Genomic DNA, 23,633 nt, shown 5'->3' with positions numbered 1-23,633 from the left:
GGGTTGACTATGCAAATCTCTAAATCTTGCTCCAGTCGATAGAGCGGATGAAGGCGAGCGTCTTGATCCAGTCGCAGTCGAGGCAGAACTGTATGGGGTAGTCGGAACGGTTAAAGTAAGCCAGTGTGATTTCAGTATCGCTGTCGTTGAACAGTTTGTGGTCGATGGTGGCCTGCTTGAAGAGGCTTCTCACCATGCCTTTGTTGCGCTTCTTGGCTTCAGAGAGTCGCTTTTGATAAAGAGTTACATACTGGTTCATGGCGTAAGCCTGCTCATTGAGCATCTTGATACATGCGTTGAGTGAGTCGGCACTGATCTTCTGTTCCAACAGAACATTGGGGGGCAACACCTTGGAGCGCAGATAAGACATGGCATCATACTTGAACACAGCAGCCTTTCGTACCTCGCGGCTCAGTGTGGTGTCGTTGGTGATGCTGAGAGAAGTCTTTACTATCTCGTTGAGCACATCCTGTGCCTTGGTGGCTGTCGTAGTGAGGCAGCATACGGCTATAAGAAATAAGAACTTTTTCATTGTTTCTATGTTTTTTGTTTCTATTATAATGGAGTCACAGGCTTACTCATCGTGTCGGATGAGGAAGATGCTGTGGTCTATGCATGCTGGCAGTTCTTCCTTATAGTGGGTAACCATGATCATAGTCTTGTTCTGTCGTTTACAGAACGCCTCAATAATGTCCTTTACCAGTCGGCGGTTGTAGTTGTCGAGTCCATGCAAGGGCTCATCGAGTATGAGTAGTTCGGGATCTTTGACGAAGGCTCTTGCCAGAAGGACCAGTCGTTGTTCTCCGCTCGACAGTTTCAGAAATCCACGTTCCTCCATGTTTTTGAGTCCAAACACTTCCATCCAAAAGCGGCACTTCTCGTAGTCTTCTTCGTTGGGTTTCACATAAAGACCTACTGAGTCTTTCAACCCACTTGCCACGATTCGTATTACAGGCAGGTCGCGCTGATAAGACCTGTGCAACTCTGGCGACACGTAGCCGATGTGTTTCTTTATGTCCCAAATGCTTTCACCGCTTCCTCGTGCGTTTCCGAAGAGAGCGATGTCGCAGGCATAGCTTTGAGGATTGTCAGCACAGATAAGGCTGAGAAGGGTAGACTTGCCGGCTCCGTTTTGCCCGCTCAGTGCCCATCGCTCACCGTTCATGACTGTCCAGTCGAGTTCTTTCAGTATGGTGCGACGTCCGTAGCGTATGCTTACCTTGTTCATCTTGACCACTTCCTGGTTGTGATATTCTCGATTGCTGTAGGGCAGGTCGATAATGGCCTGTTGCTGGACGGGCGAAAGGATATGCTCAGGAACAGGCTTGCGTAAGTCGAGATACTCCTGCTTTGTCATTTTGCGGCCAACCTTCATACCGTCAACCTCCACGATGTGTGTGATGAACTGCGGAATGTCGTCGCTCTTGCTGAGTACCAGGATAACCTGTAGGGCGCGTTCGGCAGAGAGGGTGGCAAGAAGCTGCTTGAGTTGTTCACGAGTATCGGCATCCAGTCCGATAAATGGGTTGTCCATGATGAGCACACGTGGCTCAGAGAATAGGGTGGTGGCGAGTTTGAATTTTCGCAACTCACCGCTTGACAGCAGGATGATGTACTTGTCGAGCAATTTGTCCATATGGAAGAGCTCGTAGATGTGCTGCTGCAGTTTTCTGCGTTCGGGAGTATCCTCGCCAGCCATCTGATAGGCTTCCTCCAGTTTGTCCTTCACAATGGGCGTATTCTCGTCTATCTCAAGCTGGTTCCATCTTTGCTGCAGAAAGTAGGTTCGGTCGTTGTCGCCTCCGTAAGTGTCGCGGAAAGTAATATACTTGATGTTGTCGCTCACGAGCGTTTTCTTGCTGGGCGAGAAATCGTATACGGGATCGTGCATGAGCAGCGGATGTCTGCCCACAAGAATATCTACCAGCATGGATTTTCCACTACCATTTCTTCCCACGATGGCGATATGCTCGCCCTCGCAGGCTGTAAAGTTGACAGGCTCTGCCATTCGCCATTCTGGCATACGGGTCACGCCATTCTCAATCTTGATAATTGTTTGCATTTCTGTCTAATATTAATGTTTCCTGAGAGCTCCCAGGAGTTTGGTCTGAGGGCCTGTTAGTGTGTTGTCGGTTGTCGAAGCCTTGCCTCTGTTGCGTATGGCAAAGTCTTTCCAACTGGAGTAGTGTGGCGCGTCGGTCTCGGGTCTTCCCATCTGCAGAAAGTGGCAGTAGGCAGCTCCGAGTGCGTCGGTCGCATCCATAAACTTGGGCATGTCGTTGTCGCTGATCTTCAGCATTCTCTGCAACATGCCTGCTACCTGCTCCTTGGAGGCCTGACCCTGTCCGGTGATGGCCATTTTGATTTTCAGCGGAGCATACTCGTGTATTGGTACATCGTGATGTATGGCTGCAGCGATGGCTACTCCCTGTGCTCGTCCAAGCTTGAGCATAGACTGCACGTTCTTGCCAAAGAAGGGTGCCTCAATCGCCATTTCGTCGGGTAGGTATTCGTCAATAATACCTGTCACCCGTTCGAAAATCTTGCCTAAGCGGAGGTAGGGGTCGCTTTCTTTGCGCATATCGATGATGCCCATCACCACAAGCTGCGCCTTGTTGCCTACGACCCTTATAACGCCATAGCCCATGACATTTGTGCCAGGGTCTATGCCGAGTATGATTTTCTCTGCCTGGTTAGTTTGTTTCATCTTCTGTTGTTGATAACCTATCTGATTCTTATCTGTCCATATAGGGGTTATGGGCGAGTTCCTCGCCTATGGTGGTGGTGTTGCCATGTCCTGGCAGCACTTTTGTCTTGTCGGGCAATTGTGCCAGGAGACGCAGGCTGTTGATAATCTGGAACATCGATCCGCCCTGGAAATCTGTTCTTCCTATAGAATTCTGGAAGAGTGTGTCACCAGTGAAGGCTACACCCTCTGCTTCGCAATAGAAGGTGACCGAACCTTTAGAGTGACCAGGGGTTGGGATGATGCTCAGCTCATGGTTGCCGAAGTGTATGGTCTCGCCGTCCTCGAAGAAATGACCGATTGGTGGAAACACGGTGTCTATCTTCATCTGATAGAATGACTCAGCTTGATGCTGCAGGTTTTTCATCAGATGTTCGTCTGCCTGTGCCACCTCGGGTTTGAGTCCGAAAGCCTGATAGATGGTGTCGTTGCCAAAGTTGTGGTCAAGATGACCATGTGTCACCAGCAGGTGTATGGGGTTGAGACCATTCCCGGTAATATAATCGGTAATGGCTTTTCGTTCTTCAGGATAGAAGGCTCCGCAGTCAATGATGACGCACTCCTTGGTTTCGTCGCTCACCACGTAGCAGTTCTCAGAAAGCATGTTGCACTGGAATCGTTCGATATGTAACATTTTAGTTTTCTCCTATTTTTTTGAGGGTTGTTGTTTGGATGTTTTTTACTTTGTCTCCTTGCGGTGAGTTTTAGCAGGGTACGTAGACGAGCTGCTTGTCTTGTGCAAACCACTCTTCGTCGAAGAAGGTGCTCAGTGGTGTAATTTCAGCCACCCGACTGTAGCTCTTGAGCTCTTCGTTCAGGTTGCCTCCTTTCAGGCAGAGCAGTCCGTTGGGCAGGGCATTCTGCTGTGTCTTTTTGAAGTTCTTCTTAATGATTTTCATCAAGTCGGGCAGTTGCATGACTGCACGGCTTACCACAAAGTCATATTTCCCCTTTTCTTCTTCTCCTCTCAGGTGTTCAGCCTTGAGGTTTTTCAGTCCGATGGCCTCAGCCACCTCGTTGCATACTCTAATCTTCTTGCCCGTACCGTCGATGAGTTTGAATCGGCACTCAGGGAAGAGGATGGCAAGAGGAATACCTGGGAAGCCTCCTCCGCATCCGAAATCGAGGATCTCGGTTCTGTCTTTGAAGTTGATGGCTTTGGCGATAGCCATGGAGTGCAACACGTGGTGTTCGTAGAGATTATCTATGTCCTTTCTGCTGATGACATTGATCTTGGCGTTCCACTCTCTGTACAGAGCGTCAAGCTGCGCTATTTGCTCTTTCTGTTTGTCCGTGAGGTTCGGAAAGTATTTGTTGATGATATCCATGTTGTCTTCTGTTATTGTGGTGGCAAAGTTACTAAAAAAAGATAAGAAACAAGTGGTTTCGATGAAAAAAGATTCGAGTCGGGGTTTATATAAACAAAAAAGGAAGCTTGTAGAGAAGCTTCCTTTGTTGAGGTGTCTAGCGGAGTCGAACCGCTCTACACGGTTTTGCAGACCGTTACCTAACCGCTCGGTTAAGACACCTTGTAGCGTTGCAACATCATTTCTGATTAGCGAGTGCAAAGGTACTGCTTTTATTTTATTCCACCAAATTTTTTCTTGCTTTTTTCTGATTATTCTTACATTTATCATAAAAAGCACAGCCTGCGCAGTGAAAATCCTTGCATTTTCGGGCGGAATTGACAGCCCGATAGATACAAATGGCGGCATACGTGATGCATGCCGCCAATGTGATACCTATAATCAAGTATTGGATAGTCATTTTTTCGATGTGATTATCCTACTGCGTTGTAGCCATTGGTGGAGTTGTTGCGCATGATGTCGCGGATGTTCATTTCCTTGAATTCCTGTGCGCGATGCTCGTTCTCCAATAGTTCTTCTTCCTCTACATCCTTCTCGGAACGTGTAAAGGTGAAGGTTTTGTACTTCATTTCGGCAATAGCCCATCCGATGATAGCTACTGCGAAGAGTACGATTAATCCAATTAATGCGTTCATTTCTGTATGTATATATATAATAATGTGTAATGTTACAAGTCTCGTGTGGCTTTCGATGTTTTAGTATTCGTCATCGTCGGCAACATCCTCTGCGTCATCAAGACCGAGGTTCTCAGGATCTTCGAAGGTGGTGCGATAGCTTTCTTCTGTCAACTTGTCGTCATCGAAGGCGTCATCGTCCTCATCTGGATCGTTGTAGTGGTCTTCAATCTCTGGTGCATCCTCATCCTCGTCCTCCTCGCGGTCAGCCAACTCATCCTCGCGGTCGAGCTCATCGTCGTCATCGAATCTCATGCGTACTTTCTCTACCATAGGTTTCTCCTTGGCAAAGATAGCCTCGGTCCATGATCCCTTAGGAATCTCGAGAACTTCGAAACCGTCGTTTACCTTCTTCTCATAAAGTCCGCCAGCCTTGTGCAGACGGTCTTTAGGCAGAGTTGTGGTGCTGATTTCAAAGCCACTCTGGATAATGTCCTGGATGCTCTGTGGCAGACTGTCCCATCCACCACCAAAGTTACGTTCAAGCACCTCCATGAGTTTGGCAGCGCTGATGTGACGGATGTTCTCGTATGTCAGGTCGGTGACGCGCAGGATGGGGCGCTTCTTGATGGCATACTTCACCTTGTTGTCGTTGATTTGGAAAACACCCACTTTGAAGCCACGCTGATTATATTTTTCGATGACTTCAGGCTTGTTTATCTTCACTTCCTCTATCTCGAAGGCGCTACGGATAATAGCGACGTATTTGTTCTGACAGTCTTTCAGGTCGGAGTCTTTCTCGGCAGCTTCCCAAAGACGGAACACGTCGTTCTCCTGAATGTCCCATACGTTGCTCTTTGTCAGAGTCTTGAGTGTCAATGCTTTTTCTTTCTTCATCGTTGTTACATGTTTTTTCAGTTGCAAAAGTAAATACTATATTTTTAATATCCAAATTTTTCTGTGTGTTTTTCATAAAAAAGTACTCTTTTTGTTGGGGTTTCATTTTTTTTGTTTACCTTTGCATGAGAGCAGGATTTGTCCTGGTATAGCAATACATGAGAAAAGGCGAATACTGTATGAGAAAAATGACAGATAATCTTAGACATAATGAGTGAACCATTAGCAGAAAGAATGAGGCCCCGCACATTGGCTGACTATGTAGGTCAGAAACATTTGGTGGGTGAGGGAGCGGTGCTGCGCAAGATGATTGATGCAGGCCGAATATCGTCGTTTATACTCTGGGGACCTCCTGGTGTAGGCAAGACCACGCTTGCCCAGATAGTGGCTCAGACCCTGCAAGTGCCTTTCTATACGTTGAGCGCTGTGACCAGTGGCGTGAAGGATGTACGCGAAGTCATAGAGCGTGCCAAGAGCGGCAGGTTCTTCAATTCGGCTTCACCCATTCTTTTTATTGATGAGATTCATCGTTTCTCCAAGAATCAGCAGGACTCTCTGTTAGGTGCGGTGGAGAAGGGAGTTGTGACGCTTATTGGGGCCACCACGGAGAATCCTTCTTTCGAGGTGATACGCCCGTTGTTGTCACGCTGCCAGCTCTACGTGCTCAAGTCGTTGGACAAGAAAGACTTGGAGGAACTCTTGCATCGGGCTTTGACTCAGGACATAGAACTGAAGAAGAAACATATAGAATTACAGGAAATGGGTGCCTTGATGCGTTTCAGCGGTGGTGATGCCCGCAAGTTGCTCAACATCCTGGAGTTGGTGGTAGAGTCGGCTGGTTCTGATGAGGTGGTTATTACTGACAAGATGGTTGAGGAACAGCTGCAGCAGAATCCTCTGGCCTACGACAAGCAGGGTGACATGCACTACGATATCATTTCGGCGTTTATCAAAAGTATACGAGGCAGCGATCCTGATGCAGCCTTATACTGGATGGCACGCATGATAGAAGGCGGAGAAGATCCACAATTTATCGCTCGCCGAGTCGTAATAAGTGCCTGTGAGGATGTGGGATTGGCCAATCCCAATGCCTTGTTGTTGGCAAATGCGGCTTTCGATACCGTGATGAAGATAGGATGGCCCGAGGGACGTATCGCCTTGGCAGAGGCTGTGGTCTATCTTGCCACCAGTCCGAAGAGCAACAGCGCCTATCTGGCTATAGATGCAGCCTTGGCAAAGGTGCGCCAGACAGGCAATCTGCCAGTGCCTCTTCATATTCGCAATGCCCCGACCAAGTTGATGAGCGAACTGGGTTATCATGATGGTTATCGTTATCCTCATGACTATCCTGGCCATTTTGTCGAGCAACAGTATCTGCCAGATGATATTCAGAACAGCCGTTTCTGGTTTGCACAGCATTCGCCTTCAGAAGAACGGCTATACCAGTGGATGACTACTTGCTGGGGAGAAAGATTTAAGTGATGAGTGAGAAATCAAAATACCTTTTAACTATATAGAAAACCAAAATAATGAATATACAACAAGACCCAGAATTCATGATGACTCTTCAGCGGGTTGTCGAGTTCGTTGGAACATTTGCCTTTGCTTTGTCGGGCATTCGTCTTGCTGCCTCCAAGCATTACGACTGGTTGGGAGGTTTCGTGTGTGGTGTGGCTGTGGCCATAGGTGGAGGAACTATCCGTGACGTGATGCTCGGAGTGCGTCCTTTTTGGATGCTGAGTCCCATCTATCTGATATGTACGCTTATGGCGCAGGGTGTCGTCATCGTGTTTCACCATTATCTGAAAAGACTCGACAACACGTGGTTTCTTTTCGATACATTGGGACTGGCATTATTCAACATTGCCGGCATACAAAAGACGATAGACTGTGGTTTCCCCTTCTGGGTTGCCATTATTATGGGTTGTATCACAGGTGCGGCTGGTGGAGTTATTCGCGATGTGCTGCTTAATGAGGAACCTGTCATCTTCCGAAAGGAGATTTATGCCATGGCGTGTATCCTGGGTGGCCTGACCTATTGGGCATTGGATTCGATGGGGGTCAGTCTGTACGTCACAACGGCAGTGGCCTTTTTGGTGGTGTGTGCCATCCGTCTTATCGCAGTAAGGTATCACATATCCTTGCCCAAGTTGCATGATGAGGAACCAGGAGAACCGAGACAGGAATAAAAATAATCAACTTCTGAATCCAGCTTAAGTTCAATAAATAATTATAGATAAAACGAAAAAGCGAATTATATCAATCAATGAAAAAACTACAGACAATCTTTACAGTAGCAGTTATGGTTGCTTTCTTGCTGCAGGCAGGTGTAACAAAGGCTCAGAACAAGCGAGAGTTTCGTGGCGTGTGGATACAATGTGTGAACGGACAGTATCTGGGAAAGACGACAGAACAGATACAGAACATGCTTAGCAGTCAGCTTGACGAACTTCAGAAGGATGGCGTCAATGCCGTTATTTTTCAGGTGAGGGCAGAGTGCGATGCTCTCTATGAAAGCAAGTTGGAACCTTGGAGCCGATATTTGACAGGAAAGCAAGGAAAAGCTCCGTCTCCTTATTGGGACCCTTTGCAATGGATGGTGGAGCAGTGTCATCGTAGAGGCATGGAACTGCATGCCTGGATCAATCCTTATCGCGCCAAGCACGGAGGAACTCCTATGGGACAGCTGGCTTCCAGTAGTGTGGTGGTGCAACATCCAGAGCTCTGTTTCTCGTATGATAATCTGGTGCTGCTCAACCCCGGTCTGCAGGAGGCGGCCGACTATACTTGTCGTGTGGCAGCCGATATCGTGAGCCGATACGATATCGACGGATTTCACATCGACGATTATTTCTATCCTTATCCTGTAGCAGGCAAGCAGATTCCAGACCAGCAGCTCTATCAGCGCATGAATCATGGCTTTTCCAATATTCAGGATTGGCGACGCGACAATGTAAGCCGTTTTGTGAAGCAATTGGGAGAGACCATCCATGCTGTAAAGCCCTGGGTGAAGTTCGGTGTTTCACCTTTCGGTATATATCGCAACAAGCGCAACGACCCTAACGGAAGCCTGACCAATGGTCTGCAAAACTATGACGACCTGTATGCCGATGTGCTGTTGTGGGTCAACAATGGTTGGGTCGACTATAATGTGCCGCAACTCTACTGGGAGATAGGCAATCGTGCTGCCGACTACAAGACGCTTATCACTTGGTGGAACAAGCATGCATCGGCACGCCCATTATATATAGGTGAAGACATAGAGCGTACTGCTAAGTATGCCGACCCGGATAATCCAAAGAGTCATCAGTTGCCAGCCAAACATCGTCTTCACCAGCAGATGCCCAATGTGAAGGGAACCGTGCTGTGGTATGCCAAGACTGCTGCCGACAATGTGGGCAACATCGGTCATACGCTTCGCGACTATTATTGGCGCACGCCAGCCCTTCCTCCTTTGATGCCATTTCTGGATGACAAAGCACCAAAGAAAGTGAAAGGTCTTAAACTCGTATGGACCGAAAACGGACCGCAACTTACATGGAAGGCTCCAAAAGGAAAGAAGTGGGGCGACGTGGCAAATCGCTATGTGATCTATCGATTTGAAAAGGGCGAGAAGGTAGACCTCTCGAATGCTTCAAGTATTCTCAAAGTGACTTATGACGAATCCTTCAAGTTGCCATACGTGAAGGACAAACGCTTCACCTATTTGGTGACAGCTCTCGACCGTGTGGGCAATGAGAGTAAGGGCAAGAAGAAAGCCGTTTCATTTTAAAAGATGTGATGAGCAATGAAAATGACGAGAAAAGATGTTCGTAAACGAAACTTTTCATTCTTTTTTCTTGCTCATCACTTTATTTTTTGTATCTTTGCATAATCAAAAGCATTAATCTATGGACATAACGGAACAAACAATCTTACAGGTGGAGCGCTTTTTAAGAAAAGTGGCTCAGAAGTTTCCTGAATCAGAGGAAACTTCCGTGTTGACAGACATTCATGTGCGTGTATCTCAAGACAGCGGAGAACTGCTGGCTTTCGATGATGACGACAAGGAAATAACACGTTGTGTGGTGGAGCAATGGATAGACAATAAAGATGAGAATTTCTATGATGAAGTTGCCAAGATTCTGCGCGAACTGATGAGAAGGAATGCCGACCTGATAGACTCGTTGGGTATTCTGAAGCCCTATAGTTTTGTTCTTGAGGACGATGATAAGGAAAACCTCGGTGAGCTCTATCTTGCCGACGATGATACAGTGATCGTAGGGGGCGACTTGATGGAAGGACTCGACAGCGACCTTGACAGCTTCTTTGATGACTTGCTGAAAGAAGACTCGTAAAGTCTTCGAGTGAAGAACTCGGAGATAAGAACTTTGTGTTAAGAACTCAGGTTGAAGTATGAAGACTCCGAGTAAAGAACGAGCAATAGCACAAAAACTTAATTTTCAATAATCTAATTTATTCTAAGAATTATGGCAAGAAGATATTTATTGGGCTTTGACGTAGGCTCCAGTTCTGTGAAAGCATCTCTTACAGATGTTGACAGTGGCGAAATTGCCGCATCAGCTTTTTATCCTGACCATGAGGCACCTATCATGGCTGTAAAGGCAGGGTGGGCAGAGCAAGACCCACAGATGTGGTGGGAAAATGCCAAGCTGTCGCTTCAGAGAATTATGGCAGAGACTGGTGCCAAGGGAGAAGACATCCTCGCTATAGGTATTTCATATCAGATGCACGGTTTGGTGTGCGTGGACAAGCAGCAGAACGTGTTGCGTCCAAGTATCATCTGGTGTGATTCGCGTGCTGTGCCTTATGGTGATAAGGCTTTCCGTGATCTTGGCGAAGAGCGTTGTCTGCAGAGCTTGCTCAATTCACCAGGCAACTTTACTGCTTCCAAATTGGCTTGGGTTAAGGAGAATGAGCCAAAGTTGTTTGACAAGATAGACAAAATCATGTTGCCCGGTGACTATCTGGCCATGAAATTGTCGGGCGAGGTAAAGACAACCATCAGCGGACTTTCTGAAGGTATGATGTGGGATTTCAAGGAGAAGAAACCTGCCAAGTTCCTGCTTGATTACTACGGATTTGACGAGAGTGTGCTGGCCGACATAGTTCCTACTTTCTCAGTACAGAGCGTAGTTTCCAAGGAGGCAGCTCAAGAGTTGGGACTCAAGGAAGGCACACCTATTTCATATCGTGCAGGCGACCAGCCAAACAATGCAGTCAGCCTGAATGTGTTCAATCCTGGCGAGATAGCAAGTACTGCCGGTACTTCAGGCGTAGTATATGGTGTGCTCGGAGATGTGAACTATGATCCTCACAGCCGTGTCAATACCTTTGCGCATGCCAACTATACCAAGGAACTCGACCGTTTGGGTGTGCTTCTTTGCATCAATGGTACGGGTATTCTCAATGCATGGGTACATCGAAATATCACACCTGATGTCAGCTATGCCGATATGAACGATTTGGCTGCAGATGTGCCTATCGGAAGTGAAGGAGTGCGTATCATACCATTCGGCAATGGAGCAGAGCGTGTGCTTGAGAACAAGGAAGTGGGCTGCTCTATCCGTGGCTTGAACTTCAATAAGCACAATCGAGCACATATTGTGCGTGCGGCACAGGAAGGCATTGTCTTCAGTTTCTGCTACGGAATGGAAATTATGCAGCAGATGGGTATGGAACTCAACAAGATTCATGCCGGAAAGGCTAATATGTTCCTGAGTCCTTTGTTCCGCGATACGCTTGCCAGCGTGAGTGGAGTCACCATTGAACTGTATGAGACTGACGGTAGTGCTGGTGCTGCTAAGGGTGCTGGTATTGGTGCAGGAATCTATAAGGATCATAATGAGGCTTTCGCTTCGCTCAAGAAGTTGGCTGTTGTAGAGCCTGATGTAGCCCATCGCGATGCTTACAAGGAGGCTTATGAGACCTGGAAACAGGAACTGAACAAGCTGTAAACGCTAATGTACAGTTCATGAGCAGGTGTGCAAAATCAACTCTGTATTGGTTAGAGGAGCCCTGACTTATTGAAATAAATCAATAAAAATAAGAAGGATGAGAAATTATCTCATCCTTTTTTTGTTTAATAGTTTATTTTTAGTATCTTTGCAATCTATAACATTTATATATAAGGATTATGACTCACAAAAATAATCATTTGGTAATCATGGCAGGTGGAGTAGGCAGTAGATTCTGGCCTATGAGCACCGAGGAGAAACCCAAGCAGTTTATAGATGTACTTGGTACAGGTCGTACTTTGTTACAACTGACATTCGACAGATTCGAAGGTATTTGCGACCCAGAGAATGTGTGGGTGGTTACAAACAAGAAGTATGCAGCCCTTGTACAGGAGCAATTGCCCGAGATTCCTGCGGGCAACATCGTGCAGGAACCGTGTCGCCGCAATACGGCTCCATGTGTTGCCTACATCAGTTGGCGAATCAAGGAGAAGGACCCCAATGCCAATATTGTCGTTTCACCTTCCGATCATATTGTTACCAACAGTAATGAGTTCAGACGAGTTATTATTTCTGCACTCAAGTTTACTGGCGAGACCGACAGTATTGTAACCCTTGGCATGAAGCCAACTCGTCCTGAGACGGGATATGGTTATATACAGGGTGATCTTCGTACACCTTCTGCCCGTAACAAGGAGGTATATCGTGTAGATCAGTTTCATGAGAAACCAGACCTGGAAACCGCCAAGAAGTATCTTAGCGACAAGAACTTCTTCTGGAATGCAGGAATCTTCATCATGAGCGCAGCCACCATAGTGAATGCTTTCCGTGTATATCAGCCAGCCATAGCTAAGATATTCGAGAGCCTGCGTCCTATTTATGGCACACCACAAGAGCAGGAGCAGATAGACCTGAGATATCCTGAGTGCGAGAATATCTCTATCGACTATGCCATTATGGAAAAGGCAGAGGAGATATTTGTCTTCCCTGCCAGTTTCGGATGGAGCGACTTGGGTACATGGGGCAGTTTGCTGGTACAGTCACGTCGCGACCTGTATGGTAATGCCACTATAGGCAAAAATATCCAGATGATAGAGTCAAAAAATAACATTGTTCATACTTTAAACGAGAAGAAGGTTGTCATTCAGGGGCTCGAAGGCTATATTGTGGCCGAGGAAGACGGAACGCTTCTTATCTGCAAGATGTCGGAAGAACAGCGCATCAAACAGTTCTCGGGAATGAATTAGTCTCTGAGTTTTCATAAGTTCAATATAAAAAAACCTCCGCAAGTCACACTTGCGGAGATTTCTTTTTTATGATTAGTTGTAGCCTTTGTTTTAACGGCTTTTCTTCCCATTTTGCTTTCTCTTAGGAAAAAGTTTAGCTTCTTTATTTCTTTTTCAGTCCCTTGTAAGCTATGAAGGCGACAACAACGACAGCCAAGGCCAAGAGCACGTAGCCTATTTCGTGGCTGTACTTCAATGCCTGCTGGTATACGTCATGTGTGGTCTTGTAGTCGGTGTACTGGTATATGCTCCAGCCTATGATGGCCAGTACTGTGTTCCAGATGCCGGCACCAATAGTGGTGTACGACAGGAACTTGCCCAGATGCATGCCCGACAGACCAGCAGGAATACTGATGAGCTGACGTACGGCAGGAACCAGTCGGCCAAATATGGTAGAGGCGGCGCCGTGCTTGCGGAAATATTCCTCGGCTGTTTCTACCTTTTCGCGGTCGATGAGACACATGTGTCCTATACGACTGTCTGCAAAGCGGTAGATGATGGGGCGTCCCACCCATTTGGCGAGATAGTAGTTGATAAGGGCTCCTATGTCAGCTCCTATTGTGGCTACCACGATGACAAGCAGAAAATTCATTCCGCTGGCAGGATCCATAGCCTTCCATGCTGCAGGTGGAACTACCACCTCAGAAGGGAAAGGGACGAAAGAACTCTCGATGGCCATGAAAAGCATGACCACCCAGTAGTTCAAATTATTGAGAATCCACAGAAAGAGTGCAGCTGTATTCATTTTCGTTGATATAACATGAAATGATAGATGGTAGGAAAAAACTTACTTGTTGAGTTTAGCCCAAGTATCTTTCAGTCCTACAGTCTTGTTGAATACAGGATGCTCTGCTGTTGTGTCGAGGTCGGCCATGAAGTAGCCGATGCGCTGGAACTGCAGATACTCGCCTGGCTTCTTGGCAGCAGCATATTCCTCAACATAGCAGTTGGTGAAGGTGTGCAGGCTCTCAGGGTTGAGCAACTCGCGGAAGTCGCGCTCGTCAGCTGATGGGTTTTCCACGTTGAACAGGCGGTCGTATTCACGGACTTCAGCCTTCACACAATGGTCGGCAGAAACCCAGTGCAGGGTTCCCTTCACCTTGCGGTTGGCACCTTCCATTCCGCTCTTGCTGATAGGATCGTATTCTGCCTGAATCTCGACGATGTTTCCTTCTGCATCCTTGGTGCATCCGGTACACTTCACAATATAGGCATTTTTCAGACGAACCTCCTTGCCGGGAGTCATGCGGAAGAACTTCTTTGGAGCATCTTCCATGAAGTCGCCACGCTCTATCCACAGATTCTTGCTGAAGGTAATGGTGTGTGTACCGTCAGCCTCGTTCTCAGGATTGTTGATAGCTTCCATTTCTTCGCTCTCTCCCTCAGGATAGTTGGTGATAACGAGTTTCACAGGGTCGAGTACAGCACTTACTCGGCATGCTTTCTTGTTGAGGTCCTCGCGTACAGAAGCCTCGAGAAGAGCCATGTCGTTGAGGGCGTCGAACTTGGTATAGCCAATGCTGTCGATAAACATGCGGATGCTCTCTGGTGAATAGCCACGACGGCGCATGCCGCAGAGTGTAGGCATACGAGGATCGTCCCATCCATTGACGAGGTGTTCGTCTACGAGTGTGTGCAACTTGCGCTTGCTCATCACTGTATAGGTAAGGTTCAAGCGGTTGAACTCAATCTGTCGTGGACGATTGTCGTACAGATTGTCTGCTGTATTGTCCTTCTCCTTGAGGAAGTCGATAAACTTATCGTACAAAGGACGATGGGGTACAAACTCCAAGGTACAGATAGAGTGGGTTACACCTTCAAAGTAGTCGCTCTGTCCGTGGGCAAAGTCGTACATAGGATAGCAGTGCCACTTGGTGCCTGTACGGTGGTGTGGAGTTTGGATAATACGATAGATGATAGGGTCGCGGAAGTGCATGTTGGGATTAGCCATATCGAGTTTGGCACGCAGCACCATGCTTCCTTCTACCGCCTCGGGAGTGTTCATCTTCTCGAAGAGTGCAAGGTTTTCCTCTACAGGGCGGTCACGATAAGGGCTTGCTGTACCGGGAGTAGTAGGAGTTCCCTTTTGTTCTGCAATCTGTTCCGCAGTCTGCTCGTCGATGTAGGCATGTCCGTTCTTGATCATCCAGATGGCAAAATCCCACAACTTCTCAAAATAGTCAGAAGCATAGTAGATATTGCCCCACTTGAAGCCGAGCCATTGTATGTCCTGCAGGATGTTTTCTACGTATTCGTTGTTCTCCTTGCTGGGGTTTGTATCGTCGAAACGAAGGTTGCAGATACCGTTATATTTCTCTGCCACACCAAAGTCCATGCAGATAGCTTTGGCGTGTCCGATATGCAGATATCCGTTAGGCTCTGGGGGAAAGCGTGTCTGTATGCGACCGTTGTTCTTGCCCTCCTTGAGATCTTCTTCTACAAATTGTTCAACGAAAGAGATGCTTTTCTTCTCTTCGTTCAGATTTTCTTCATTTATTGCCATATTTCAATGAGATATGTTTTATATATATAAATAATGTGGTGCAAAGTTACAAAATAAATTGTAAGTATGAAAAAGATGAGCATTATATTTTGCTGAAATAGTTGAAGAGGTGTGGAAAAAAGGTTGTGTGTTATTGTTTTTATAAGATTTTTTCAAAAAAGAACAATAAAACACGTCAAAATATTTTTTTATTCAAAATAATTTTGCTACCTTTGCAAACGTTATCCTGAATACAATCTTTTTACCTTAAACGGACTAATACCTATTGAATAGACGCTCTTCACTGTGAAGTGAGGAGCGTTTTTTATGTGTATTACTTAGCTTCTTGCTTTTTGCGGAAGGTCTCGTTGTTGACAACCATCATTCCTTCAGCTACGTCTATCTGTACCTGTGTCTGGATATCCTTGTCCACTCCCTTTCGGTCGAGCAGGATAATGGTCTGGTCGCCTTCTGGTTTGGCAATGAGTTCCCACTTGTAGTAGTCCTGAGTGTTTTTGGTTGTAACGGTCAGGTCGCTGTTCAGTGTGATAACCTTGCTTCCGTCGTAGCTCTGATAGTCGCCGGCAGCCTTGTTCTGGAAAGCGGTATCGGTAACTACTGCTACCTCTGTGGTTGCAGTCTGTGGCTGTTCAGCCTTCTTGCCGTTGCAAGCTGCCATGGTAAGACCGAGAGCAGCGATTGCAAAAATCATCATTTTCTTCATATTGATTCTGATTTTGATTAATATATTTGTTAGTATTGTTATTGATTCATTTCCTTTTGCTGGGGAGTAGTCTTTGGCGTTGCCGTTTTTCTCTTTTTTTAATTGAAGAAGATATCTATCTGTGTGGCTGCCATGAAGGCAGCAACTGTCAGCATTACCAAGACAGAGAGTGAGCCCATAGTGATTGGAAGCCACGATTGATGCAATTGTCTGCCGGTGGTTTTCCATTGCTCAATACCCTGTGGGTCGATATAGGCCAGCAGATAGTAGCACAGGGTGGCGTACAAGGCTCCGAAAAAGATGCCCACCAATATGTCGCCTGGGTAGTGTACTCCCATATAGGCGCGTGAGTATGCCATCACTATGGCCCAAGCCAGGAGGAAAAGATTCAACTTCCTGTTGCGGGCCAAATACATGGCGAAGAAAACCATTCCCCATGCGTTGGCGGCATGAGAGGAGGGGAATCCATATCTGCCGCCCCGATAATTGTTCACGATATGCACCATGGGCGAGATGGGGTTGTCTGTATTGCTGGGTCTCAGACGTTCTACCATTGGCTTGATAAGGCCTGAGGTGGTCTGGTCGCAGAGCACCACGATGGCAATGATGGCTACGAGGCATTTTGTTGTCGATCGCCAGTCATAGTTGCGGAACATCACATAGAGGAAACTTGCATAAAAGGGTATCCATACAAATCGGCTGCTGTACATCATCATGAAATAGTCCCAATAGCTGTTGTGGAATCCGTTGAGGAACAACAATAGTTGGGCGTCAGCCTGTTCCAGTGTGTTGAGCATGTCTGTCATTCGTGTCTTTTAATTTCTTTTTTTTTGTTGTTACTTGAGAACTTTTTTGCGGGGTGATGGGGAGAGCATGATGACTATTTTGTACTGATGTCGTCGTACAGTTTCTGCAGATATGCCTGTCCGCGCTTGATGTTGTAGCCGGGCTTGGTTCCCTTGTCATAGAGTACTTTCTTGCTCTTGTTGTCGAATATCAGCGAGTTTTCTTCGCTTACCACGCCAAAGGCATCGTTGACCGTGAAGAAGGCAAACTTAGGCGTGGCATCGCTCAGCATGTTCTTGCTGAAGAGGAAGTCTTTGTGTTCCACTCCCAACTGTCCTAACAGTGTGGCGGCAATGTCCTGCTGTGAGCCGATGAGTTTTATCTTCATAGGATGGGCTATGGCTCCGCCTGTCAGGATGAGAGGTATCTGGTAACGGCTTCTGTCGCCATTGTCGAGATGCTCCTTGTATCCGCCTACGTGGTCGGGCACGAAGATGATGAGCGTGTTTTTCCATTTGGGCAGCTTGCGGTATCTGCGCACGATGGCACCCATCACACTGTCGGTATAGGCAAAAGCATTCAGTCGCTTGTCTTTCAGTCGGCTGTAGGGCACTTCGAAAGGCTCATGACTGCTCGATGTCTGGAAGACTCTGAATACAGGACGGCCTGTTGGTTTCTCGTGTTCGATGTCGTACATCAGCCTGTCGGCCACGATATGGTCGTGCACTCCCCATTTGCTCAGTCGCTGCTCGATAGGGAAGTCCTGGTCTGAGGTGATGTGCTGGAAACCCTGTGAGATAAGATAGGAGCGCTGGTTGGTAAAGTTGATGTCGCCACCATAATAGTAGGCAGTCTGGTAGTTCTTGTATTTCACCAACGACTTGGAGATAGATGGCAGGTGGCTCGACTTGTTGGGATCCTTCATGATGCTCATGGTGGGCTGTGCCGGATAACCGCTCAGAATGGCCACGAGTCCGCGGTCGGTTCTGAAGCTGTTGGCATAGAAGCGGTTGAAGAGGATGCCCTGCTGGGCTATGGAGTCGAGACATACAGCCACGTCTTTCTGTGTACCTATGGATGGAAGCAGGTCGCTTGCGAAACTTTCCATCACTACAAGCAGGATGTCTGGAGCATGCTTGCGTGCCTCATCGCTGAGAATGGGGTAGGTGTTCTCGTCGCTTTGGCTCACCATCGTACGGAATATCTTGTTGGCTTCGGCAGCGTCCATATAGCGATACTGGTCTTCGAAGTTCTGCTGTCTTGTCATCGACTCGAGAAGACTGAACATCGGGTTTACCGCCGAGTGGTTGAGGTAAGATAGCTGGCTGAAATAAGCAGTTCCTGTATTTGTCGTAGCCACAGTGAATCCTCCACGGATAGGGATGATGAGCAGGGCAGTCATGACGAAGACAATAATAGATGTACGCACGCGATGGCAGTCGAGTCCTTCGTTTCTGTAATCACGTCTTCCATAACGGTCGCGTCGTGGTTTGGGCATGCGCAACATCCACCAGATCAGTGCCGATATGGCTGCGAGAGCAAGGATGCCCAAGGCAATCTCTCCAAAAGATGCACTTGCAAAGGCGTCAGCAGGCGATGTGAAGAAATAGAAGAAAGGCATGCTGTCCAAGGGGAAGCACCAATAGGGGTAGAGTACGGCATTGAGAACGAAGCAGAAGGCTGTGGCAACTGCTATGATGCCCATATATGTGTTGAATATCGGGCGTATGAACTCCTGTCTTATCCATACGTTGGCAAGCAGGAGCAAGCCGGGCAGGAGCATGAGATAACCGGCCATAGACAGGTCAATGCGAAGACCATGAAACATGACGGGCATCATTTCTGCAAATACTTCTCCCCACGACATTTGTGATGCGCCATGGGTAACAAGCATGAATAATGGTTTCTGCAGTATGAAGATGATCATGAGCACGATGTATGTTCTCACGAACCATATTATTTGTTTCATTCCTCCGAGTTTGTTCATTCTGACCTGTTATTTTAATTTTTATGGCAAAATTACGGCTTTTATTCCACATAGGCAATTTATTTGTATATAATTAATAAAAAAAAACACAAAAAATTTGGTTTGTATCTTGTTTTGCCGTATCTTTGTCACTGGTAATTTAAAAAAACAACTAACTTAATGCCATGGCTAAATATAACTTAACACCTAAAAAAGTAGCCCGTTATCAAACTCTTCTTAGTGATAAGCTCAAGGACAGTCTGTACGAGGGAATTTTGCGAATTATCGTAGCAGAAGGTAAATACAAAGACAAAACTTACAATACCCGTAAGTTGGCTGCCGATCTAAATACCAATGCTCGTTATATATCTGCAGTTTGTGCCACACGACTGCACAAGAACTATTCGGAATTCGTCAACGATTTCCGAATCAATGAAGCTATGTCGCTGCTTTCAGACCGTCGCTATACCAAGATGACTATCGAGGACATCAGCGAAATGGCAGGCTTCAATACCCGTCAGAGTTTTTATGCCAACTTCTATCATCGCATGGGAATGACCCCTTGTGAGTACAGAAAGCAACAGGCACAAAAGAAAAAGGAGGCAGGCGCTTAGCCTTCCTCCTGTATTATCATTGGTGATTGAACTTTCGCTGGGTTCGGAAGTTTCTTCCACTTTCCCTTTTCGGAAGCGGAATGTGTTATTGTAGTGTGCCTTTTTCCCTTGCAGTATGAGTGAGGGTTACTTGGATTTTATTTTCTAAGGAGAGTCTTCAGGGCTTTGGTCTTTGCCTGTCGGGCCATTTTCCGCACAGCCTTGTCTCTTATCTGTCTTACTCTTTCGCGTTTCAGTTCCATGTCCTCGGCGATGTCTGCCATGGGGATGTGAGGGCAACCTATGCCGTAGAACTTGCGTATTACTTCGCGCTCGCGCTCATCGAGTATTTCGATGGCTGCCTTGAGGTCTTCTGAAATGAGGCGGAAGTAAGTGTTCTCTTCCTCTGAAAGTGCATCCTTGTTGATCAGTATGTCGAGCAGGGTGTACTTGTTGTTGGTGCCAAGGGGCGCGTCTATAGAGAGGGGCCGACTCAGTTTCTTGTTGAGTTGTTGGTGCCCGTCTTTTGGCATTCCGTAAGAAGCAGACTGCTGTTTGATGGCCTGTTCCATGGCCTTGCGAATGAAGGGTGCGGCATAGGCTATAAATTGTGTTCCGCGCTCAGTATCATATTTTTGTGCAGCTTGTGTCATAGCCATGTATCCCTCGCTCACCAGGTCGTCGAAGTCTACACCTTTTCCCTTGAACCTATTCGCCAACGATTTTACGTAGCTCAGGTTTTCTGTGACCAGTTGGTTGATATTCTTTGCTTCCATCTTTTTGTTTCTTTAGTTTGTTGGGCAAAGATACGGATAAAAAATGATTTAGGCAATTTTTTTTGCAGAATAATGTTGGAAGAAATGATGGTGTAAACATCTTTTATGATTTCCGCTTTTCCTTCGTTCGGAATAAGAAATACTGCCTAAAGAGTTGCTCATATTACTTTCCTTTCTGTGTAATTTGCTCCTTAAAGAGCGCAAATGTGCCCCTTGCAGGGCACAATTGTGCCATAAGTAGGCATTTTGCCGGAATCAGTATTTTTGAAAAAAGAATCACGCAAAAACTCTTCACCCTTCATCTATTCCTTGGAATCCCCTGTGTTTATAGGGGTTTCAGAGGGAGAAGGGTACAATTTCACCCTTCATCACCCTTCATCACCCTTCATCTTTTTACCTTTTTCAGATTTTGGCTGACTGATGTAACTTCAGCATAAGTGGTCAACTATGAATATGACTAAAATGAAGTAAGTCTACGTAATTTATAACTAAGTAACAAGCGAGTCAACTCGTATTAAAAATTATACAAAGAGTGGTTAACTATATCGTTAAGCCACAGAAAATGTTCTCTGTAGCTTATATAATCTATGTTCCAAAGTTTAGAACTTATGTTCGATAGTTTAGAACTTGTGTTCGATAGTTTAGAACTTATGTTCCAAAGTTTAGAACATAGATTTATCTACAATTGGCAAAACAAATTCATAATAGAAGTTTAACAAATAGGAAAGTTAGGGAAGTGAGTTCATAACGAACTGAAAACAATTTAAGTGACAGGAAATGACAGACCATGAAGGGTGATGAAGGGTGAAAATGTACCCTTCTCCCTCTGAAACCCCTATAAACACAGGGGATTCCAAGGAATAGATGAAGGGTGAAGGGTTTTTTGCTAAATCTATTTCAAAAAAAGCAATACGTCGATAACAGGAGTCTTAGTGCTTTACGGTTTTTGCATCAACGTTATCCCGACAGAGATAATTATACACTCATGTGCGTCGTTAGTTTTATTAGAAACTTGTTGTCATCTTTGACTTGTGGATAATATTTCTGTTTCTGTGCTTCAAGGAGTGAGCGAGGTTATGTTTTTCCTCGCTCCACTATTAGAGTGTATTTTTTGTTCCCAGTGATTGCAAAAGTGTGTGGCAATTGTAGACATTAAATAGAATTACCAATCCTCTATAGAATTATATGGTATTTCCTTATTCCATTTTTGCATGGCACTTTTCCGAATTCGTTTCATCTCATTTTGTGCATGCTTCTTGTCGGATGCCTTAAAGCCATTCTGATATTGGCCATTCGCATTCTTCATTTGCATAAGGTCAGAAGCCCATTTGTTATACGTGTTGCGCAATGAATTGTAATTCACTTGGTCAGACATAGACATTTGAGTATTATTTTTTGTATTCTGGGCCTTTGCCGAATTGTTGTCGTTTGAAACAGGCACGTCGGATGTTGTGATGGAAGATATGTTTGCGGAAGAATTGCTGACACTTTTTCCGTTTGCAATAGAATAAATGTTGCTTACATTTTCAACCAACTGTGTAGAAAGTCCTGCCAATTCTTTTCCAGCTTTTGCCCAAGCTTCTCTAACCATTTGTTTTCGTTGGTTGTCTATTTGGTTATAATTCTCAGAAGATGTTATGGTATATGATTTACCATTTTCAAAGCTAAGAGTCTCCCAATTCCCATCACTCGTAAGGTACAAACCAATACCGCATCTTTCTCCATTTTTATAATCACTTTGGCACAAGTCTCCATTTTTCATCAAAACAAGGCCTAATCCATTTGGAATTCCTTGCTTGGTTTCACCAATGAATGCTCCACCATCAGACAACTCTATTATAGAAAACAGTTTATCTGCTTGCGAGGCTTGTGCTGGATAGGTTGCCGTAGGCTTGTCCGCAAGAAAGTTGCCATGATAAACAACTTTTCCCTCATTGTCATAACAAGTGCCTATGCCACTTTTTTGCCCTTTGTTCCAATTGCCAATATAAATCATAGCTCCAGGACAATTACTAAGCACCTGTTTGCCATTTGTGGCAATCTTTATTCCATATCCTGTAATCTCACCATTCATGAAATCACCAACATATAAAGAATTGTCCTTCATTTGAAGAACACCCATACCATTGCATTTCCCCTTCAGAAATTGCCCCTTGAACTTTCCATATTTACTTTTGACAAAAGAATTGTCGAATGTATGGGAAAAATATTTGCTTACATCAATATTTTGTCCCCAAAGTAGAGATGGAAATATACATAGGATGATTGTTAGTATATTTTTCATACTCATTTTAATTTACTTCATCATAGTCATCCAATGCCACAAACTTTTTGTCTTTTAGCATTTTCTCGGCTTCTTTATCTGAAAGAAGTTCCATCTTAAAATCATTAAAGCCTTTTCGAGTAATAAAAACATAATAAGTAGCACCATCTGTTAAGTTGAGTTGGATTTCCGCTGCATATTTCGCAGTTTTTGCGTTTACAGGATTGGTGTAAGTCGCATCAATACTAAAAATTGTTTTTCCTGTTGCTGAAAATACTGCCTTGCGCTTACATGGTGCTTGTGTTTCTATCGGTAGAACCATTGCCGACTTGATCTGCTTAGATTTTGTTACAGGTCCAACCATATTAAAAATCGGTTTACTATTTTGATATACATCCAGTTCCGTGTTCCAGATTTTTCTCATAAAGAAGTAAACAGTACTCTGTGCTGAAATCTTTTGTGGCATCAGCAAACTAATGACACTAACTAACATCACTAAGGATGCCTTGAAAAATGATGAATGTTTCATTGTAAAATCCCTTGTATGTGTCGGGCGCAACTATAAAGCACTTAAATTGTGCGATAGTTAATAAAAATGGGGATTATACCCCTTTATTTTATTAGTGGAGTCTACTAAATTAAAGACTGCCTTTTCCGTGGCATGTTCCACATCTTCCTGTGCCATAGCAAACAGGACAATCTACTTTCTTCTTATATGAATTTCCTGTATATTGCCCAACTTCTTCCCAATATTTACCAGCTCCTCCGCAAGTATTACAATTTCTTGAACCTCTACAACTTGGACAAGTTCGAGAAGAAGAACCATTGCTACCATTATTGTAAGGAGTATTATTGTAGTATCCATTAGAACTACTTGAAGGAGACATGTTATAATGATGTACAAACCATATTCTTGTATTACCATTTTCCAAAGCAACCAAATAATTAATTTCTGTGTTGTTATGCAAAAGTGATACTGCACGAACATTTTGCAGCTTATGCCCAACAGGAAGAAGATAGCCTTGTGTTCCTTCTTTAGAGTCTTCCATAGGAATATAATACTCTCCGTCTACTTTTATAACTCCATTGGAGTAAAAATAAACGGTAAGAGTACCAGACAAACAGGGCAAACGCATTAAACTTTTTACCTTTTAACACATAGATACCAAAGTTGTA

The 23,633-nt window shown here is 45.4% G+C and carries 23 protein-coding genes and 1 tRNA gene; 7 read left to right on the top strand and 17 right to left on the bottom strand.

Going from position 1 to position 23,633, the window contains the following annotated elements:
- Positions 1 to 19 precede the first annotated feature (19 nt).
- The 8 genes from F7D20_RS07155 to F7D20_RS07120 form a co-directional block, all read right to left on the bottom strand.
- Positions 20 to 532: a hypothetical protein gene (locus F7D20_RS07155; protein ID WP_158463439.1), complete on the bottom strand. Its 513-nt coding sequence runs from the start codon at positions 530 to 532 to the stop codon at positions 20 to 22.
- Between the two features lie 42 nt (positions 533 to 574).
- The gene (locus tag F7D20_RS07150) at positions 575 to 2,062 is read right to left on the bottom strand and encodes an ATP-binding cassette domain-containing protein (protein ID WP_158463438.1); all 1,488 of its coding nucleotides are present in this window, start codon (positions 2,060 to 2,062) and stop codon (positions 575 to 577) included.
- A 12-nt stretch (positions 2,063 to 2,074) separates the two neighbouring features.
- Complete coding sequence (ruvC, locus tag F7D20_RS07145) at positions 2,075 to 2,707, bottom strand: crossover junction endodeoxyribonuclease RuvC (RefSeq protein WP_158463437.1); 633 nt, start codon at positions 2,705 to 2,707, stop codon at positions 2,075 to 2,077.
- A gap of 28 nt (positions 2,708 to 2,735) precedes the next feature.
- Positions 2,736 to 3,380 (bottom strand): MBL fold metallo-hydrolase, encoded by a 645-nt coding sequence (locus F7D20_RS07140; protein WP_158463436.1) that lies wholly within the window; start codon positions 3,378 to 3,380, stop codon positions 2,736 to 2,738.
- 70 nt (positions 3,381 to 3,450) lie between these two features.
- Positions 3,451 to 4,074, bottom strand: a complete 624-nt coding sequence (gene rsmG, locus F7D20_RS07135; RefSeq protein ID WP_158463435.1) for a 16S rRNA (guanine(527)-N(7))-methyltransferase RsmG — start codon at positions 4,072 to 4,074, stop codon at positions 3,451 to 3,453.
- A 130-nt stretch (positions 4,075 to 4,204) separates the two neighbouring features.
- Positions 4,205 to 4,275 (bottom strand) — tRNA-Cys (locus F7D20_RS07130).
- A gap of 251 nt (positions 4,276 to 4,526) precedes the next feature.
- Complete coding sequence (locus F7D20_RS07125; protein ID WP_022253213.1) at positions 4,527 to 4,748, bottom strand: hypothetical protein; 222 nt, start codon at positions 4,746 to 4,748, stop codon at positions 4,527 to 4,529.
- 60 nt (positions 4,749 to 4,808) lie between these two features.
- Entirely contained in the window at positions 4,809 to 5,624 is an 816-nt protein-coding gene (locus F7D20_RS07120) for a hypothetical protein (RefSeq protein ID WP_194253514.1), read from the bottom strand.
- Between the two features lie 210 nt (positions 5,625 to 5,834).
- Here F7D20_RS07120 and F7D20_RS07115 point away from each other — a divergent pair, with 210 nt between their 5' ends.
- The 6 genes from F7D20_RS07115 to F7D20_RS07090 all read left to right on the top strand — a co-directional run bounded on the left by F7D20_RS07115 (position 5,835) and on the right by F7D20_RS07090 (position 12,828).
- Positions 5,835 to 7,106, top strand: a complete 1,272-nt coding sequence (locus tag F7D20_RS07115) for a replication-associated recombination protein A (protein WP_158463433.1) — start codon at positions 5,835 to 5,837, stop codon at positions 7,104 to 7,106.
- A 47-nt stretch (positions 7,107 to 7,153) separates the two neighbouring features.
- Complete coding sequence (locus F7D20_RS07110) at positions 7,154 to 7,813, top strand: trimeric intracellular cation channel family protein (RefSeq protein ID WP_158463432.1); 660 nt, start codon at positions 7,154 to 7,156, stop codon at positions 7,811 to 7,813.
- A 77-nt stretch (positions 7,814 to 7,890) separates the two neighbouring features.
- Entirely contained in the window at positions 7,891 to 9,396 is a 1,506-nt protein-coding gene (locus F7D20_RS07105) for a glycoside hydrolase family 10 protein (protein WP_158463431.1), read from the top strand.
- A 118-nt stretch (positions 9,397 to 9,514) separates the two neighbouring features.
- Positions 9,515 to 9,961 (top strand): hypothetical protein, encoded by a 447-nt coding sequence (locus tag F7D20_RS07100; protein WP_158463430.1) that lies wholly within the window; start codon positions 9,515 to 9,517, stop codon positions 9,959 to 9,961.
- A 132-nt stretch (positions 9,962 to 10,093) separates the two neighbouring features.
- Positions 10,094 to 11,581 carry a xylulokinase gene (locus tag F7D20_RS07095; RefSeq protein WP_158463429.1) on the top strand — a complete coding sequence of 496 codons (1,488 nt, stop codon included), beginning with the start codon at positions 10,094 to 10,096 and terminating at the stop codon, positions 11,579 to 11,581.
- A 179-nt stretch (positions 11,582 to 11,760) separates the two neighbouring features.
- Positions 11,761 to 12,828, top strand: a complete 1,068-nt coding sequence (locus F7D20_RS07090) for a mannose-1-phosphate guanylyltransferase (RefSeq protein ID WP_158463428.1) — start codon at positions 11,761 to 11,763, stop codon at positions 12,826 to 12,828.
- 142 nt (positions 12,829 to 12,970) lie between these two features.
- Here F7D20_RS07090 and F7D20_RS07085 read toward each other — a convergent pair whose 3' ends face one another.
- The 5 genes from F7D20_RS07085 to F7D20_RS07065 all read right to left on the bottom strand — a co-directional run bounded on the left by F7D20_RS07085 (position 12,971) and on the right by F7D20_RS07065 (position 18,828).
- Positions 12,971 to 13,612: a DedA family protein gene (locus F7D20_RS07085; RefSeq protein WP_158463427.1), complete on the bottom strand. Its 642-nt coding sequence runs from the start codon at positions 13,610 to 13,612 to the stop codon at positions 12,971 to 12,973.
- Positions 13,613 to 13,654: 42 nt separating this feature from the next.
- Positions 13,655 to 15,370 (bottom strand): glutamine--tRNA ligase/YqeY domain fusion protein, encoded by a 1,716-nt coding sequence (locus F7D20_RS07080; RefSeq protein WP_158463426.1) that lies wholly within the window; start codon positions 15,368 to 15,370, stop codon positions 13,655 to 13,657.
- 313 nt (positions 15,371 to 15,683) lie between these two features.
- Complete coding sequence (locus F7D20_RS07075) at positions 15,684 to 16,064, bottom strand: hypothetical protein (protein WP_158463425.1); 381 nt, start codon at positions 16,062 to 16,064, stop codon at positions 15,684 to 15,686.
- A gap of 107 nt (positions 16,065 to 16,171) precedes the next feature.
- Positions 16,172 to 16,879 (bottom strand): phosphatase PAP2 family protein, encoded by a 708-nt coding sequence (locus F7D20_RS07070; RefSeq protein WP_158463424.1) that lies wholly within the window; start codon positions 16,877 to 16,879, stop codon positions 16,172 to 16,174.
- 74 nt (positions 16,880 to 16,953) lie between these two features.
- Positions 16,954 to 18,828, bottom strand: a complete 1,875-nt coding sequence (locus F7D20_RS07065) for an LTA synthase family protein (protein WP_158463423.1) — start codon at positions 18,826 to 18,828, stop codon at positions 16,954 to 16,956.
- Positions 18,829 to 19,010: 182 nt separating this feature from the next.
- Between F7D20_RS07065 and F7D20_RS07060 the strand changes: the two genes are divergently transcribed.
- Positions 19,011 to 19,439 carry a helix-turn-helix domain-containing protein gene (locus tag F7D20_RS07060; RefSeq protein ID WP_158463422.1) on the top strand — a complete coding sequence of 143 codons (429 nt, stop codon included), beginning with the start codon at positions 19,011 to 19,013 and terminating at the stop codon, positions 19,437 to 19,439.
- 137 nt (positions 19,440 to 19,576) lie between these two features.
- Here the strand turns inward: F7D20_RS07060 and F7D20_RS07055 are convergent, their stop codons facing one another.
- The 4 genes from F7D20_RS07055 to F7D20_RS07040 all read right to left on the bottom strand — a co-directional run bounded on the left by F7D20_RS07055 (position 19,577) and on the right by F7D20_RS07040 (position 23,506).
- Positions 19,577 to 20,194, bottom strand: coding sequence for a sigma-70 family RNA polymerase sigma factor (locus F7D20_RS07055; protein WP_022253200.1), 618 nt, complete (start codon positions 20,192 to 20,194; stop codon positions 19,577 to 19,579).
- Between the two features lie 1,162 nt (positions 20,195 to 21,356).
- Complete coding sequence (locus tag F7D20_RS07050; protein ID WP_194253513.1) at positions 21,357 to 22,478, bottom strand: hypothetical protein; 1,122 nt, start codon at positions 22,476 to 22,478, stop codon at positions 21,357 to 21,359.
- Positions 22,479 to 22,485: 7 nt separating this feature from the next.
- Entirely contained in the window at positions 22,486 to 22,986 is a 501-nt protein-coding gene (locus tag F7D20_RS07045; RefSeq protein WP_158463420.1) for a hypothetical protein, read from the bottom strand.
- 109 nt (positions 22,987 to 23,095) lie between these two features.
- Entirely contained in the window at positions 23,096 to 23,506 is a 411-nt protein-coding gene (locus F7D20_RS07040; RefSeq protein WP_158463419.1) for a hypothetical protein, read from the bottom strand.
- Between the last annotated feature and the right edge of the window lie 127 nt (positions 23,507 to 23,633).

The sequence above is a fragment of the Segatella copri genome (assembly GCF_009495355.1).
Lineage (GTDB): Bacteria > Bacteroidota > Bacteroidia > Bacteroidales > Bacteroidaceae > Prevotella.
This window is presented reverse-complemented; position numbering and strand designations above follow the sequence as displayed.